Annotated in this window: 12 protein-coding genes; 11 read left to right on the forward strand and 1 reads right to left on the reverse strand. The window is 59.6% G+C overall.

The window, feature by feature from the left end:
- Positions 1–199: 199 nt before the first annotated feature.
- The 11 genes from FIU93_RS18000 to FIU93_RS18050 all read left to right on the forward strand — a co-directional run bounded on the left by FIU93_RS18000 (position 200) and on the right by FIU93_RS18050 (position 15,440).
- Positions 200–1,600, forward strand: a complete 1,401-nt coding sequence (locus tag FIU93_RS18000; protein ID WP_023001119.1) for a CmpA/NrtA family ABC transporter substrate-binding protein — start codon at positions 200–202, stop codon at positions 1,598–1,600.
- A gap of 91 nt (positions 1,601–1,691) precedes the next feature.
- Positions 1,692–2,774 (forward strand): ABC transporter permease, encoded by a 1,083-nt coding sequence (locus FIU93_RS18005; protein ID WP_023001120.1) that lies wholly within the window; start codon positions 1,692–1,694, stop codon positions 2,772–2,774.
- A 10-nt stretch (positions 2,775–2,784) separates the two neighbouring features.
- The gene (locus FIU93_RS18010; protein WP_152506372.1) at positions 2,785–4,545 is read left to right on the forward strand and encodes a nitrate ABC transporter ATP-binding protein; all 1,761 of its coding nucleotides are present in this window, start codon (positions 2,785–2,787) and stop codon (positions 4,543–4,545) included.
- 17 nt (positions 4,546–4,562) lie between these two features.
- Positions 4,563–7,016, forward strand: coding sequence for a nitrite reductase large subunit NirB (nirB, locus tag FIU93_RS18015; protein ID WP_152506373.1), 2,454 nt, complete (start codon positions 4,563–4,565; stop codon positions 7,014–7,016).
- Positions 7,013–7,354, forward strand: a complete 342-nt coding sequence (gene nirD / locus FIU93_RS18020) for a nitrite reductase small subunit NirD (RefSeq protein ID WP_173013879.1) — start codon at positions 7,013–7,015, stop codon at positions 7,352–7,354. Before nirB ends, nirD begins: the two co-directional genes overlap by 4 nt.
- Positions 7,355–7,385: 31 nt before the next feature.
- The gene (locus tag FIU93_RS18025; protein WP_055654787.1) at positions 7,386–8,231 is read left to right on the forward strand and encodes a formate/nitrite transporter family protein; all 846 of its coding nucleotides are present in this window, start codon (positions 7,386–7,388) and stop codon (positions 8,229–8,231) included.
- Between the two features lie 63 nt (positions 8,232–8,294).
- Entirely contained in the window at positions 8,295–10,028 is a 1,734-nt protein-coding gene (locus FIU93_RS18030; protein ID WP_152507627.1) for a bifunctional protein-serine/threonine kinase/phosphatase, read from the forward strand.
- 9 nt (positions 10,029–10,037) lie between these two features.
- Positions 10,038–10,487: a cyanase gene (gene cynS, locus FIU93_RS18035; RefSeq protein ID WP_023001126.1), complete on the forward strand. Its 450-nt coding sequence runs from the start codon at positions 10,038–10,040 to the stop codon at positions 10,485–10,487.
- Positions 10,488–10,509: 22 nt separating this feature from the next.
- The gene (locus FIU93_RS18040) at positions 10,510–13,191 is read left to right on the forward strand and encodes a nitrate reductase (protein WP_152506374.1); all 2,682 of its coding nucleotides are present in this window, start codon (positions 10,510–10,512) and stop codon (positions 13,189–13,191) included.
- Positions 13,166–14,710, forward strand: a complete 1,545-nt coding sequence (gene cysG, locus FIU93_RS18045; RefSeq protein WP_152507628.1) for a siroheme synthase CysG — start codon at positions 13,166–13,168, stop codon at positions 14,708–14,710. Before FIU93_RS18040 ends, cysG begins: the two co-directional genes overlap by 26 nt.
- 40 nt (positions 14,711–14,750) lie before the next feature.
- Positions 14,751–15,440: a GntR family transcriptional regulator gene (locus tag FIU93_RS18050; protein ID WP_023001129.1), complete on the forward strand. Its 690-nt coding sequence runs from the start codon at positions 14,751–14,753 to the stop codon at positions 15,438–15,440.
- On the opposite strand, the gene FIU93_RS18055 is transcribed toward FIU93_RS18050, so the two are convergent.
- Positions 15,437–15,850: a nuclear transport factor 2 family protein gene (locus FIU93_RS18055; protein ID WP_152506375.1), complete on the reverse strand. Its 414-nt coding sequence runs from the start codon at positions 15,848–15,850 to the stop codon at positions 15,437–15,439. The genes FIU93_RS18050 and FIU93_RS18055 overlap by 4 nt on opposite strands.
- Positions 15,851–15,972 lie beyond the last annotated feature (122 nt).

Below are 15,972 nucleotides of genomic sequence, written 5' to 3' on the forward strand. Positions count from 1 at the left end.
TGGCACAGTTCGTGCTTTTAAGCAGGTGAGGCCGACGCTGGCCTACCAGATATCGCACCCACTGCCGGGTGCACAGGCAAAGCCGCCGATCTGAACCGCATGGGAATTCCTCCCGTCATGCGGTTCGGTCGGCGGCTTTTTTATTGCTCCTGTGCCCGGCTGAAGAGGGCGCAGGACGAACGAGGGACAGGACGCGACAATGAAAAAGACCCTGAATATCACCCGCCGGACCGCATTTGGCGCCCTGATGGCAGCCACGGCACTTGTGTCCGCTTCCAGCGCATATGCCGAGATGCTGGATGTCGAAAAGGACGAACTCACCTTCGGCTTCATCAAGCTGACGGACATGGCTCCGCTCGCGGTTGCCTATGAGCTCGGCTATTTCGAGGAAGAAGGCCTTTTCGTAACCCTGGAGCCGCAGGCCAACTGGAAGGTTCTGCTCGACCGGGTCATCACGGGCGAACTGGATGGGGCGCACATGCTGGCCGGACAACCGCTGGCGGCCACCATCGGTTTCGGCACGAAGGCACACATCGTGACGCCGTTCTCCATGGACCTCAACGGCAACGGCATCACCGTTTCCAACGAGATCTTCGAGATGATGAAGCCGCACCTGGAGATGCAGGACGACGGCAAGCCGGTTCACCCGATCAAGGCAACCGCCTTGAAGCCGGTCGTCGACAAGTTCAAGTCCGAAGGCAAGCCCTTCAACATGGGCATGGTCTTCCCCGTCTCCACCCATAACTACGAACTGCGCTACTGGCTGGCATCCGGTGATATCAACCCGGGCTTCTATTCCAGTTCGGATATTTCAGGCCAGATCCAGGCAGACGCTCTGCTGTCGGTCACTCCGCCTCCGCAGATGCCTTCGACGCTGGAAGCCGGCACCATCTATGGCTATTGCGTCGGCGAACCCTGGAACCAGCAGGCAGTCTTCAAGGGCATCGGCGTTCCGGTCATCACCGATTACGAGATCTGGAAGAACAATCCGGAGAAGGTCTTCGGTCTGACGCAGGAATTTACCGAAGAATATCCGAACACCACGCTTGCGCTTACCAAGGCGTTGATCCGCGCGGCCAAGTGGCTGGACGAGAACGACAACGCCAATCGTATGGAAGCCGTCGAGATCCTGTCCCGCTCGGAGTATGTCGGTGCGGACGCTGAAGTGATCGCCAACTCCATGACCGGCACCTTCGAGTATGAGAAGGGCGACAAGCGAGACGTTCCCGACTTCAACGTCTTCTACCGCTACTTCGCGACCTATCCCTACTATTCCGATGCCGTCTGGTACCTGACCCAGATGCGCCGCTGGGGGCAGATTTCCGAGTACAAACCCGACAGCTGGTACGACGAAGTCGCGCGGTCGGTCTATCGCCCGGACATCTATCTGAAAGCCGCAGAAATGCTGGTCGAGGAAGGGCATGTGGCCAAGGAAGACTTCCCCTGGGAAACGGACGGCTACCGCGCTCCAACCCCGTCGGCGGACATCATCGACGGCATTCCCTACGACGGCAAGCAGCCGAACGCCTACATCGACAGCCTTCCGATCGGCCTGAAAGGCAAGCAGGTGGTTGACGGCAACCAGGTCGTGGGCGGCTGATCTTCCCCAAACTTGAGCGGCGGTCTGCAGCCCCGCCGCTCGTTTTTCTCATTCGACACGAACCGACAGAATTCGAACAAGGATTGACGACATGGCCAATGCCGATACCGCAGGCAGTCAGGACCTTGCCCGTGCCGCACGCCGGGAAAAGCTCTTCACACGGATCAACAAAGCCGCCGGCTGGCTGGATGCGCTTGGCCTTTCCTGGACCGTGCCGCTCCTGAAAATTGCCGCAGGCGACAGCCCCAAGGAGCAGCTGGGGGAACTCAAACGCGTTCTCGTGATTCCTCTCCTGGGCATCATCGCCTTTCTCGTCCTCTGGGGAGCGCTGGCGCCCCAAGTGCAGACATCCCTGGGCGCAGTTCCCGGGCCGGCGGCCGTCTGGAGCCAGGCGGTCAACCTCTGGGACGATCATGAGCGCGAGCGTGACAAGGCCGCTGCGTTCTACGATCGCCAGGAACAACGCAACGCCAAATACGAAGCTGAAGGCAAGACCGACAAGATCAAGTGGCGCGACTATACCGGCAAGCCGACCTATATCGACCAGATCGGCACCTCGCTGAAAACCGTTGGCCTCGGCTTCCTGATCGCAACGCTGATTGCCGTGCCGCTTGGCATTGCCTCCGGTCTGTCGCGCTCCTTCAACGGCGCAATCAATCCGCTGATCCAGATCTTCAAGCCGGTGTCGCCGCTGGCATGGTTGCCGATCGTCACGATGATCGTTTCGGCAACCTATGCCGATCCTGTCGACTGGCTGTCTAAATCTCTGCTGATCTCCGCCGTCACCGTGACGCTCTGCTCCATGTGGCCGACCCTGATCAACACCGCGCTGGGTGTGGCCTCGGTCGACAAGGACCTGATGAATGTCGGCCGTGTTCTGCAGCTGCCGACCTGGAAGACCGTTACCAAGCTGGTTCTGCCGTCCTCTCTGCCGCTGATCTTCACCGGGCTGCGCCTGTCGCTGGGTGTGGGCTGGATGGTGCTTATTGCGGCAGAAATGCTGGCGCAGAACCCGGGGCTCGGGAAATTCGTCTGGGACGAATTCCAGAACGGTTCTTCCCAGTCGCTCGCAAAGATCATGGTCGCAGTCCTGACCATCGGCATCATCGGCTTCATGCTCGACCGGCTGATGTTTGCCCTGCAGCGAGCCTTCACATTCTCGGCCAATCGCTAAGGAGACGGATATGTCCTTTCTGGAAATTTCCGGCGTCTCCAAATCCTATGGCGAAAATGCCACCCGGACGGATGTGCTGGACGATATCAATCTGAAAGTGGAAGAGGGCGAGTTCATTGCCATCGTCGGGTTTTCCGGCACCGGCAAGACCACGCTGATCTCCCTGCTGGCCGGTCTCATCGAGCCGGACAAGGGCGGCATCATCTTCAAGAACAAGGAAATTGACGGGCCGCACCAGGATCGGGGCGTCGTGTTCCAGTCCTATTCGCTGATGCCGTGGTTGTCGGTGTTCGGCAATGTGGCGCTGGCCGTCGACAGCGTTTTCAAGAAGAAGAGCACCGCAGAGCGCAAGGCGATCTGCGACAAGTACATCGAGATGGTCGGTCTGGGGCATGCCAGGGACCGCAAGCCGTCGGAACTTTCCGGTGGCATGCGTCAGCGCGTTGCCGTGGCACGGGCCCTTGCCATGCAGCCGGAACTTCTGTTGCTGGATGAGCCGCTGTCCGCTCTTGATGCCTTGACCCGCGCGAAGCTGCAGGACGAATTCGCCGCGATCTGCGACGAAGAGAAGAAGACCATCATTCTCATCACAAACGATGTCGATGAGGCAATCCTTCTAGCAGACCGGATCATACCCCTGAAGCCCGGCACACCGGCAACGCTCGGTCCGGAGTTCAAGGTGTCGTTTCAGCGGCCACGCGATCGCGGTGAACTCAATCACGATGACGACTTCATTCGGCTGCGTGCCGAAGTCACCGAATACCTGATGGAAGCAGGTGCCGAGCGTGGCGCTGATCTGGAACGGGAAATCGTTCTGCCGGACATCGTTCCGATTACCCAGCGTCCGAAGCCTGCCGACAAGCTTCCGGCGGCCTATGAGCGGGCATCGGAATCCGCGGTTCAGGACCGTTATCTCGACTTCTCTCAGCTCAAGAAGGTCTACCCGACGCCGAAGGGGCCGCTGACGGTTGTCGACGGTTTCGATCTGAAAATGAAGAAGGGCGAGTTCATCACCCTGATCGGCCATTCCGGATGCGGAAAGTCGACGGTCCTGTCCATGGTGGCCGGTCTCAACAAGATCACCGAAGGTGCCATCGTCTTGGACGGCACTCATGTGACGCAGGCCGGTCCGGACCGTGCCGTCGTTTTCCAGGCGCCGAGCCTGATGCCCTGGCTGACAGCTTACGAGAATGTCGAGCTTGGGGTCGACAAGGTCTATCCGGATGCGTCCAGGGCCGAAAAGCGGGACGTGATTGAATATTACCTCGGCAAGGTCGGTCTGTCGGACGCCATGCAAAAGGCTGCTTCGGAGCTTTCCAACGGCATGAAGCAGCGCGTCGGCATTGCACGGGCCTTTGCCCTGTCGCCGAAGCTCCTGCTGCTGGACGAACCCTTCGGCATGCTCGACAGCCTGACCCGCTGGGAGCTGCAGGACGTCCTGATGGATGTCTGGAAACGCACCCAGGTGACGGCCGTCTGCGTCACGCATGATGTCGATGAGGCCATCCTGCTCGCCGACCGGGTGGTGATGATGTCGAACGGGCCCAATGCCCGCATCGGCAACATCATGGAAGTGGACCTGCCACGGCCGAGGTCGCGCAAGGAGCTGCTCGCCCACCCGGATTACTACGCCTACCGCGAGGAGCTTCTGGACTTCCTGGAAGCCTATGAGGGCGGCGCAGACCCGAGCGAAGACCAGTTGAAATCCATTCAGGAAAAGCGGGCCGCACGGATGGCCCGTCAAACCGCGGCAGCCGAAGCAGCCGAATGAAAGTCTGGAGAAAAGCCATGACAAAACAGAAACTTGTCATCGTCGGCAACGGCATGGCACCCGGGCGGATGCTCGAAAACCTGTTCGAAAAAGACAGGGATGCTTATGACGTCACCATTTTCAATGCAGAGCCGCGGGTCAACTACAACAGGCTGATGCTGTCGCCCGTACTGTCAGGCGAGAAGTCATACGAGGACATCATCACCCATGGCGACGACTGGTATGCCGAACATGGCGTGACGCTTCACAAGGGAGCCCGGGTTGCCGAGATCGACCGGGACGCGAAAACGGTGACCTCGGAAAACGGCGTCACCGCCTCTTACGACAAGCTGGTGATCGCGACGGGATCTTCCCCCTTCATCATTCCGCTTCCTGGCAAGGACCTGGACGGGGTTCTGACCTATCGTGATCTGGACGACGTGGAAAAGATGCTGGATGCGGCCAAACGCGGCGGTCGCGCTGTTGTTATTGGTGGCGGGCTCCTGGGTCTTGAAGCGGCGGCCGGTCTCAAGATGCAGGGCATGGACGTAACCGTTCTGCACCTGATGCCGACCCTGATGGAACGCCAGCTCGACCCGGCTGCGGGGTTCCTGCTCGAAGCGGAATTCAAACGTCGCGGCATCGACGTGCGCACCAAGGCAAACAGTCATGAAATCCTGGGTGATGATGCAGGCAAGGTGAGGGGCATCCGCCTTGACGACGGCACCGAGATCGAAGCCTCGATCATCGTCATGGCCGTCGGCATCCGCCCGTCGGCCGACCTTGCCAGGGAGGTCGGGCTGGACGTCAATCGCGGTGTGCTGGTTGGCGATGACATGCGCACCAGCGATGCGGACATCTTCTCGCTCGGGGAATGCGTCGAACACCGCGGCATGTGTTACGGGCTTGTCGCGCCGCTTTATGAAATGGCGGGTGTGATTGCCGACAATCTGCTTGGCGCTTCTTCCGAATACACGGGCTCGGTCACCGCGACGAAGCTCAAGGTGACAGGTGTCGATCTCTATTCGGCAGGCGATTTTTCCGAAGGCGACGACCGGGAAGAGATCGTGCTGCGTGATGCGTCGGCCGGCGTCTATAAGCGCATCGTCCTGAAAGACAACAAGATCGTCGGTGCCGTCCTTTACGGAGAGACCTCCGATGGTCCGTGGTTCTTCGACCTCCTCAAAAAAGGTACCGACGTCTCGGACATGCGCGAGACGCTGATCTTTGGCCAGGCTTACCAGGGAGGGTCCCCGCTGGACCCTACGGCGGCCGTTGCAGCCTTGCCGGATGATGCGGAAATCTGCGGCTGCAACGGCGTATGCAAGGGCAAGATCGTTACGACGATCAAGGAGAAGGGCCTGACGACCCTGGACAGTGTTCGGGCCCACACAAAGGCCTCGAACTCCTGCGGCACCTGCACGGGACTGGTCGAGCAACTGATGCAGGTGACCTTGGGCGATGCCTATAACCCGGCGGCCGTGACGCCGATGTGTGGTTGCACGCACCTGGGCCATGACGAGGTCCGCCGCCTGATCAAGTCCAAGGAGCTGAAATCCATTCCTGCAGTGATGCAGGAACTGGAATGGACCACGTCCGGCGGCTGTGCAAAGTGCCGACCGGCGCTCAACTACTATCTGGTCTCCGACTGGCCGGATGAATATGCGGATGATTACCAGTCCCGTTTCATCAACGAGCGTGTCCACGCCAACATCCAGAAGGACGGCACCTATTCGGTGGTCCCGCGCATGTGGGGCGGGATGACCTCGTCCAAGGAACTGCGGGCGATTGCCGATGTGGTCGACAAGTTCAACATTCCGGCGGTGAAATGCACCGGTGGCCAGCGCATCGACATGCTTGGCATCAGGAAGGAAGACCTGCCGGCGGTCTGGGCGGACCTCGGCAAGGCCGGGTTCGTTTCCGGGCAGGCCTACGCCAAGGGCCTCAGAACCGTGAAGACCTGCGTCGGGACGGACTGGTGCCGGTTCGGCACGCAGGATTCCACCGGGCTCGGCATCAAGCTGGAAAAGTTCATGTGGGGTTCCTGGACCCCGGCGAAGTTGAAGATGGCGGTGTCCGGCTGCCCGCGAAACTGCGCGGAAGCAACTTGCAAGGATATCGGCATCATCTGCGTCGACAGCGGTTACGAGATCCACTTCGCCGGAGCTGCCGGTCTCGACATCAAGGGCACGGAAGTTCTGGGCCTGGTGAAGACCGAGGAGGAGGCGATCGAGCATGTTGCTGCGCTCACCCAGATGTACCGCGAGCAGGGCCACTACCTGGAGCGGATCTACAAGTGGGCGAAACGCATAGGCCTGGAGGAGATCCGTCGCCAGATCATGGACGATGAGGCGATGCGCGTGGCGTATTTCGACCGTTTCGTCTTCTCCCAGAAATTCGCCCAGGTCGACCCATGGTCGGAGCGTGTCTCCGGCAAGGACAAGCATGAATTCAAGCCGATGGCTGTTCTGACGAAGGAGGCTGCCGAATGACTGCCGACATCCGTAACTGGGTCCATATCGGCACCCTTGAAGACATTCCCAGGGAGGGAGCGCGGTGCGTGAAGAATGGCGACATGACCATCGCCATCTTCCGCACCGCCAAGGACGACGTCTTTGCGCTGGAAGACAAGTGCCCGCACAAGAACGGGCCTCTCAGTCAGGGCATTGTGCATGACGGATGTGTGACCTGCCCGTTGCATAACTGGGTGATCTCCCTGGAAACGGGAGCCGCGCAAGGAGCTGACGAAGGCCGCACCGCAGCTTTCCCCGTCCGGCTGGAGGACGGCCGGATCCTTATCGACCTTTCCTATTCCCACGAAGCCGTCTGACCGGCCGAGCACTCTCGCGAAAGGAATTCAGATGTCATATGTAACGCCACAGGAATTTGCCACCAAGATGATCGACGCCGGTGAAGCGAAGATCTTCATGTCCACAAAGGACACGCTCATCCGGGCCTATATGGCAGGCGCCATCCTTGCCCTTGCCGCCGCCTTCGCCGTGACCATCGCCGTCAATACCGGCAATTTCCTGGTCGCCTCGATCCTGTTCCCGGTCGGCTTCTGCATGCTCTATCTGCTGGGCTTCGACCTTCTGACGGGCGTGTTCACGCTGGCGCCGCTGGCCGTGATCGCTAAACGTCCGGGCTGCACCTGGGGCGGTGTGTTCCGGAACTGGGGCCTGGTCTTTACCGGCAACTTTGCAGGTGCCCTGACCACGGCGGTGTTCATGGCGATCATCTTCACCATGGGTTTCAGCCAGGAACCGAACGCCGTCGGCCAGAAGATTGGCCAGATCGGTGAAACCCGGACGCTCGGCTATGCCGCCGCTGGCTGGGCGGGACTGCTGACGGTCTTTATCCGCGCAGTGATGTGCAACTGGATGGTTTCGACCGGTGTCGTGGCCGCGATGATGTCGAACTCTGTCTCCGGCAAGATCATGGCGATGTGGATGCCGATCCTGGTGTTCTTCTATCTCGGCTTCGAGCACTCCATCGTGAACATGTTCCTGTTCCCCTCGGGCATCATGCTCGGCGGCAACTTCACCTGGTTCGACTACTTTGCCTACAACGAAATTCCGGTTGTTGTCGGCAATCTGGTCGGCGGGCTGACCTTCGTCGGCGGCATGATCTACGCCACCCACTACAAGACGTCGCCATCCCGCAAAGCAGGCTACGAAAAGGCGCCGGTCGCAGCGCCTGCCGAATAAGTGCGACGCTCCGCCGTCACTGGCGGCGGAGCGTCTTTTCCCGAGGAGCCTTTTCCCGTGCTGATGCAAGTCCGCCATACCACCTTGAGCGTCGAAACCGGCCAGTATTCGTCTGCCGGACGGAAAGCCCTGAACCAGGACTTTCATGGCGCCATGGTGCCGGACGGCCCGGCCCTGGTGCACAAGGGCATCGCACTTGCTGTCGCGGACGGCATTTCCTCCAGTCCGGTTGCGCATGTCGCAGCCGAAACGGCCGTCAAATCCTTTCTCTCCGATTACTATTGCACCTCTGAAGCCTGGACAGTGAAGACCTCTGCCGTCCGGGTGATCTCTGCCGCCAATTCGTGGCTTTTCAGCCAGACGAAACAGGTCGACGATCTCGACAGGGGCCATGTCTGCACCTTTTCTGCCCTGGTCCTGAAGGGGCGTAAGGCACATCTCTTCCATGTCGGTGACAGCCGCATCTGGCGTCTTTCCGGCCAGAGCCTGGAACAGCTGACGGAAGACCACACTGTCCGGATTTCCGAACAAGAGAGTTATCTCGGCAGAGCTCTGGGGGTCGGGCAATCTGTCGATATCGATTATGCCGTGTTCGATCTTCGTCCGGGCGATCTGTTTGTTCTCACGACGGATGGCGTCCATGGCTTCTTGCGGGCTAAGGATATGGCCGACGCCGTGCTGGCTGGCGAAGTTCTCGACCAGACAGCCAGGACACTTGTCGAAAAGGCGCTGGCTGCAGGCAGCAACGATAATCTGACCGTTCAGATCGTGCGGGTGATCGACATTGCGGAACCCGGTGCAGATGATCTCTTGAACGGGGAAGGCACCTTGCCACCGGCGCCGCTGCCGAAGGTGCCTGGCACCCATGAAGGGTTTCGTTTGATGCGCGGCCTGCACGCCACCAGCCGCAGCCACATCTATCTGGCGGAAAATGAAGAAACCGGCGAACCGGTGGCGCTCAAGTTTCCGTCGCTCGATTTACGCGGAGAGGAAGACTATCTGCGCCGGTTCGCGCTGGAGGAGTGGGTTGCACGCCGGATTTCATCGCCGCATGTGTTGAAGGCTTCCACCTATCCGCAGGGCCGTCAGACGCTTTTTCTGGCAACGGAATTTGTCGAAGGCCAGACGCTTCGCCAGTGGATGATCGACAATCCTCACCCCAGCCTTGAGACCGTGCGCGGGATTCTGGAGCAGGTGGCCAGGGGATTGATGGCCTTCCACCGCAAGGAAATGGTCCATCAGGACCTGCGGCCGGAAAACATCATGATCGACACGTCCGGCACGGTAAAAATCATCGATTTCGGGTCGGTGCGGATCTCCGGCGTGATGGAAGCCGCTCCTTCGCTCGACAAGGGTGAGATCCTCGGCACTCACCAATATACCGCGCCAGAGGTGTTTCTCGGCTACCTCGGGACTGAGTACAGCGACCAGTTTTCGCTCGGTGTGATCGCCTATGAAATGCTGACTGGGCGTTTGCCCTATGGTGCGGCCGTTGCCAGGGCAACGAGTGAGCGGGCTCAGGCTGCACTGCGCTATCGCAGTGCGACAGCTGTCACGGAACGTGTTCCGGACTGGGTCGATGGTGCGCTTTGCCGCGCGGTTCATCCCGTGCCGGGCAAGCGCTACGAAGCGCTGAGCGCCTTCCTGGAAGATCTTCGTCGCCCGAACCCGGCCTTCAGTTCAGATCGTTTTGTCCCTCTGGCGGAACGGGATCCGGTCCGCTTCTGGCAGATCGTCTCTGCTGTTCTGGCGGTGCTCTGCGCCATCCTCTTGTTTCAACTCTTCGGCAATTCATAGGAGATTTTCATGACCGCTCTTACCCGTGAAGACGTTACCAGCATGATCCTGTCGGCGAAGCGCCAGGCGGGGCTCACATGGGAAGGCATTGCCGAAGCGATCGGCATGTCGCCTGTCTGGACCCATTCGGCGGCCATGGGCATGAACGCCATGCCGGAAGACAAGGCAAAGGCAATCACGGAGACACTCGGTCTGCCGCAGGAAGCGGCGCTAGTACTGCAGGAGAGCCCAACAAAGATCTGGTCGCAGACCGTGCCGACGGATCCGTGCATCTACCGTCTTTATGAAATCGTCGGTGTCTACGGCCCGACAATCAAGGCTTTGATCCATGAGAAATTCGGCGACGGCATCATGTCGGCCATCGATTTCGACATGTCGGTAACCCGTGTTGAGAACCCCAAGGGAGACCGGGTGAAGATCGAGATGTCGGGCAAATACCTTGGCTACAACGCCTGGTAAATCAAGAACCGGGATTGATGGCATGACCGAACAAGAAAAAACAATCCGGACCACCTGTCCCTATTGCGGTGTCGGCTGCGGCGTCCTCGCGACCCGGCACCCGGACGGGACGGTGACTGTTGCAGGTGACCCCAAGCACCCATCAAATTTCGGCCGGCTTTGTTCCAAGGGTTCGGCCCTTGGAGAAACGCTTTCGCTGGATGACAGACTGCTCTATCCGGAAATCGACGGCGAACGCGCCAACTGGAATGACGCGCTCGATCTTGTCGCGCGCAACTTTCAGGATGCCATTCGGGAACATGGACCAGATAGCGTTGCGTTTTATGTGTCCGGCCAGATCCTGACCGAAGACTATTACGTCGCCAACAAACTGATGAAAGGGTTCATCGGTTCGGCGAATATCGACACCAATTCCCGCCTTTGTATGGCATCTTCGGTTGCCGGGCACCGCAGGGCATTCGGCTCGGACACGGTTCCGGGAACCTATGAAGATCTTGAACTGGCAGACCTTGTTGTGCTGGTCGGCTCCAATCTCGCCTGGTGTCATCCGGTCCTGTTCCAGCGCCTTGAAGCGGCCAAGGCTGCAAACCCGGCGTTGCGGGTGGTCGTAGTGGACCCGCGCAAGACAGCGACCTGCGCCATCGCCGATCTGCACCTGCAATTGAAGCCCGACACGGACGTTGCCCTCTTTAACGGGCTGCTCGCCTTTCTGGCGGAAGCGTTTGTCGTGAATGACAGCTATGTCAATCGCTTCACTCAAGGACTTGAGAAGGCAGTTGAGGCTGCAGGACCCTGCGAGATCGGCCAGATCGCCGAAAAGACCGGCCTGTCACGTCAGGATATCGCACTCTTTTACAAGATGGTTGCCCGGACGGAAAAGACGGTCACCGTCTATAGCCAGGGTGTCAACCAGTCGGTCGTCGGGACTGACAAGGTCAATTCCATCGTCAACACACATCTGGCAACTGGACGGATCGGAAAGCCCGGCATGGGCCCTTTTTCCGTCACGGGTCAGCCGAACGCCATGGGCGGCCGGGAAGTCGGTGGACTGGCCAATATGCTCGCCGGCCACATGGCTTTGGAAAATGCCGAGCACCGCGGGATCGTGCAGGACTTCTGGCAAAGCCCGGTCGTGGCTGATCGGTCCGGCTTGAAAGCTGTTGAGCTTTTCAAGGCCGTGCGGGAAGGCCGGATCAAGGCGCTCTGGATCATGGCGACAAGCCCGGTAGACAGTCTGCCGGATGCAGATGGTGTGGCAGAAGCCCTTGAAGCATGTCCCTTTGTTGTCGTTTCGGAAGTAACGCGGGCAGCCGACACGGTTCCCTATGCGAACGTGTTGCTTCCTGCAGCCGCATGGGGTGAAAAGGACGGGACGGTTACCAACTCCGAGCGCCGGATCTCAAGACAGCGTGCGTTCCTGGAGCTTCCCGGTGAGGTTTGCCCCGACTGGTGGCACCTGAGCGAAGTCGCAAGGCGCATGGGCTTTGCCGGGGCCTTTTCCTATGAAGGGGCTGCGGCGATTTTCCGTGAGCATGCAGCACTCTCCGGGTTTCGGAATGAAGGTAGCCGGGGTTTCGATATCGGCGCTTATCGGGACGTGTCCAATGCCGATTTCGATGCCATGGAACCCTTTCAGTGGCCGCAGCCGGCGGGGGCACTACCAGCTGATACGAGGTTCTTTGCCGGAGGAGGATTTTTTACCGAAAGCGGCAAGGGGCAGTTCGTGCCGGTCGTTTTCAAGGCACCGCGGCAAACAGAGCGCCGCTATCCGTTCTCCCTGAATACGGGCCGGATCCGCGATCAGTGGCACACCATGACGCGCACCGGCAAGACGCCGCGCCTGACCGCGCATTTTGCCGAACCTTTTGCCGAACTCAACCCGATCGATGCCGAAAAGCTCGGAATCGACCCGGCAGATCTGGTAACGGTCAAAAGCCCTTATGGGGCTGTAATTGTGCGGGCGCTACTGACAGACCGGGTCGCCCCGGGAGAAGTCTTCGTGCCGATGCATTGGACCGACCAGCTTGCATCGAAAGCCCGCATCGATGCGGTTATGGCGCCTGAGACAGACCCTCATTCCGGACAGCCAGGATCCAAGTTCACGCCTGTGGCTGTGGCAAAAGCGAAAATGGCCTGGTTCGGTTTTGCCGTCTTGCGCCAGCGACCGGAGAAGATCGCTGCCGACTACTGGGCCCTTGCTCCTGTGCCTGGCGGTTACCGGCTTGAGTTCTCGGCGAAAGCCGACGCGGATTTCGCGGAAATCGCAGCTGCGTTGACCTCGTCCAGCAACGAGACGACCGATATATCGGACGGTGCCGCTGGCTGGAGACGTTTGGCTGAGTGGCGGGACGATGTGCTGCAGGCAGCGTTCTTCTTTTCCGCATCCCCGGTGGAAGTTTCGCGCCAATGGGCTTGTGGGCTGCTGGGTGAGGGGCCCGTTTCGCCGCAGGAGCGGGCACGGGTTCTTGCTGGACGGGTGCCGGCAGACAGGCCGGATCCGGGGGCGCTGGTCTGCTCCTGCTTCCAGATCGGCTGCAACCAGATTGCCGAAGCCGCACGCTGCGGTGCGACAAGTGTCGGTGCAATCGGTGAAACACTGAAAGCCGGCACAAATTGCGGCTCCTGCCGCTCGGAAATCCAGACGCTTCTCGATGAAATTGCAAAGGAAAGCCTCGATGATGCCGACATTGCGCAAGCCAGCTGAGGTAAAGCGCCGGAGCCGTCCGGCACGCGTGGGGGCTCTTGCAAGCCTGCCGCTGTTCTTTCCGCTTGAAGGAAGAAAAGTCCTGCTGGCAGGCGGAACGGAAGCTGCCGCCTGGAAGGCGGAGCTGCTGGCCGCTGCCGGGGCAGACGTGCATGTTCATGCACAGGAGCTGGAGCCGGCTTTCGAGGCACTTCTTGTGGCCGGCAGCATCAAGGGGCGTTTCATACATCACCGGTCCTGCTGGTCGCAGCAAGACTTCGAGGGCGCAGCCCTTGCGATTGCCGATGCAGAAAGTGACGAAGAAGCTGAAGCGTTTGTTTTGGCCGCGCGGCGCTCGGGAGTTCCGGTCAATGTGATCGACAACCCCGCCTATTGCGACTTCCAGTTCGGGTCCATCGTCAACCGGTCACCGGTCGTCATCGGTATCTCGACCAATGGGGTCGCGCCGATCCTTGGCCAGGCGATCCGACGGCGGATCGAGACGCTGATGCCTGAAAGTCTGCAAGGATGGGCGCAGCTGGCAAGCCGGTTGCGGGAAAAGACGCTTTCCCTGCTGGACGCGGGGGCACAGCGGCGCCGATTCTGGGAGCGGATCTCCGATCTTGCTTTTTCGGGCAAGTCGGCGCCTGAAGAGGAAGACCATCTCGCCGAAGCACTTCTGGAGGATGCAAGGACATCTGCCGCAGGCAAAGTCACCCTTGTGGGGGCAGGGCCGGGCGATGCCGAATACCTGACGCTGAAAGCCGTGCGTGCGCTGCAATCGGCTGATGTCATTCTCTTCGATGATCTGGTCGATGACGCGGTTCTCGAACTTGCGCGTCGAGAAGCCAGGCGGATGCTGGTCGGAAAAAGAGGTGGCCGGCAAAGTTGCCGCCAGGAAGACATCAACGACATGATGGTTTTGCTGGCACGACAGGGCAAACACGTGGTGCGGCTCAAATGCGGAGATCCGATGATCTTCGGCCGTGGTGGAGAGGAACTCGACCGTCTTGCTGCTGAAGGCATCCCGGCAACCGTTGTTCCCGGCATCACAGCGGCCTCTGCCATGGCGGCACGCCTGGGCGTTTCCCTGACGCACCGTGACCATGCTCAGTCGGTCAGGTTTGTCACCGGCCACTCGCGCAAGGGAGATTTGCCGGAAACCGTAGATTGGGCTGCGCTTACCGACCCAGCGACTACGACCGTTTTCTACATGGGGGCGCGCATGGCCGGCCGTATCAGAGACCGGCTTATTGCCGAAGGCTTGTCCGCTGCGACCCCCGTCGTTGCCGTTTCGGGAATATCCCGCACCGACGAAAAGCGTTGGTCGGGAACACTGGACGAACTTGAACGCGGTGTCGATTTGCTCGGACTGGAAGGTCCGGTCCTCATCGGAGTGGGGCAGGTCTTTCGGGCAACAGGCCGTCAGATCGGGCAAGGTGAAGGATTTGAATTCAATCAGGCTTTCTCTGTGCGAGGGGAAATAGCCGGAGCTGAAAATCGAGGCATTCGGACACTTGGCAAATCTGCAGCTATTTGATTTGTTTGAGCGGCAAATCAGCTGGTGATCCGAAGCACTGATGAATCGTTCCGAACAAATTTGCGCAGCCCTGCGCAGTGCCATCCTTGAGCGTGCCCTGTTACCGGGCATGAAACTGCCGGAAGATTCGCTGGGTGAGCGTTTCGGGTCGAGCCGGACGATCGTGCGCCAGGCACTGGAACGGCTCGCAGCGGAAGGCCTTGTCGAACTGCGACGGAACAGGGGAGCCGTTGTCGCAACCCCCAGCCTGGAAGAGGCGCGGGATCTGTTTGATCTGCGATGCCAGATCGAAGACCTCGTGGTGTCCCGGCTGAGCGCTGAATTTTCGCAGAAGCACCTTGATGCGCTGAATGCGCATCTCGACAAGGAAATTGCCGCTGAAAAGGGACCTGAGCCTGTCTCCATACGGCTTGCCACGGAATTCCACATTCTCATGGCGCAGCTCACGGAAAGTCCGGTTCTGATCCGCTACGTGGAAGATGTCGGCTATAGATGCGGGTTGACGCTGGCGCTTTACTCGCGGCCGCATTCCACTGATTGCGGGATCCAGGAGCACCGGGAAATTATTGATGCTCTTTCCAAGGGCGATGAGGATCGGGCCAGGGATCTCATGCGACACCACCTGGGGGCCGTGGCGGACCGGGCGCTGATCAAGCCCGAAAACAAGGGGCAGGGCATCTATCTTGATGCCCTGGAACCTTACGTCCGCGCCGTTCGAGGAGACGACTAGGCTTCAATGCCCATGCGGGTGAGAATTCGCTCCGCGCTGTCGTTCCAGACATCCATCTTTGTGATCTTGCCGTCATGCACTTCGAACCGGTCGACATACCGGTTGCCTTCGAAGGCGGTTCCGTCCGGCCATTCACCGTAAAGCGTCCCGACAGAGTAGACGACAACCCCGTCCGCCCCGCGGGCAACGTCGAAACGGTCCATCTTCTTTTTCACCCACTTGTACCGCTTCGCGTTAAAGCCGGTCGGACCTGACGGATGGTTGAATACCCGTCCGCCCGTAAACGTGATCGTCACATCGTCGGCAACGTATGTCGCAGCGAGATCCGGATTGGGTTTCATGGAAGCGTCGAGATATTCCCTGACGATCTGCGCTTCCTCGGGAAGGGTGTCTTTGTTTTCGTCCAGCATGGGGCGTCCTTTTCAAAATGGCCTTCCGGAGCATAAATCCTGTCCGGTTTTTTGCATGCAAGTTTTGTATGCAAAGATTGCATGCAATTTAAGCGGAATTCTGATGTCATCGAAGGTCTGTA

Source organism: Labrenzia sp. THAF35, from assembly GCF_009363595.1.
GTDB classification, from domain to species: Bacteria; Pseudomonadota; Alphaproteobacteria; order Rhizobiales; family Stappiaceae; genus Roseibium; species Roseibium algicola.

Excerpts from the sequence above, each read along its gene's own strand:
- FIU93_RS18000 (WP_023001119.1), top strand. The coding sequence starts at position 200 with ATGAAAAAGACCCTGAATATCACCCGCCGGACCGCATTTGGCGCCCTG.
- FIU93_RS18005 (WP_023001120.1), top strand. The coding sequence starts at position 1,692 with ATGGCCAATGCCGATACCGCAGGCAGTCAGGACCTTGCCCGTGCCGCA.
- FIU93_RS18010 (WP_152506372.1), top strand. The coding sequence starts at position 2,785 with ATGTCCTTTCTGGAAATTTCCGGCGTCTCCAAATCCTATGGCGAAAAT.
- nirB (WP_152506373.1), top strand. The coding sequence starts at position 4,563 with ATGACAAAACAGAAACTTGTCATCGTCGGCAACGGCATGGCACCCGGG.
- nirD (WP_173013879.1), top strand. The coding sequence starts at position 7,013 with ATGACTGCCGACATCCGTAACTGGGTCCATATCGGCACCCTTGAAGAC.
- FIU93_RS18025 (WP_055654787.1), top strand. The coding sequence starts at position 7,386 with ATGTCATATGTAACGCCACAGGAATTTGCCACCAAGATGATCGACGCC.
- FIU93_RS18030 (WP_152507627.1), top strand. The coding sequence starts at position 8,295 with ATGCAAGTCCGCCATACCACCTTGAGCGTCGAAACCGGCCAGTATTCG.
- cynS (WP_023001126.1), top strand. The coding sequence starts at position 10,038 with ATGACCGCTCTTACCCGTGAAGACGTTACCAGCATGATCCTGTCGGCG.
- FIU93_RS18040 (WP_152506374.1), top strand. The coding sequence starts at position 10,510 with ATGACCGAACAAGAAAAAACAATCCGGACCACCTGTCCCTATTGCGGT.
- cysG (WP_152507628.1), top strand. The coding sequence starts at position 13,166 with ATGCCGACATTGCGCAAGCCAGCTGAGGTAAAGCGCCGGAGCCGTCCG.
- FIU93_RS18050 (WP_023001129.1), top strand. The coding sequence starts at position 14,751 with ATGAATCGTTCCGAACAAATTTGCGCAGCCCTGCGCAGTGCCATCCTT.
- FIU93_RS18055 (WP_152506375.1), bottom strand. The coding sequence starts at position 15,850 with ATGCTGGACGAAAACAAAGACACCCTTCCCGAGGAAGCGCAGATCGTC.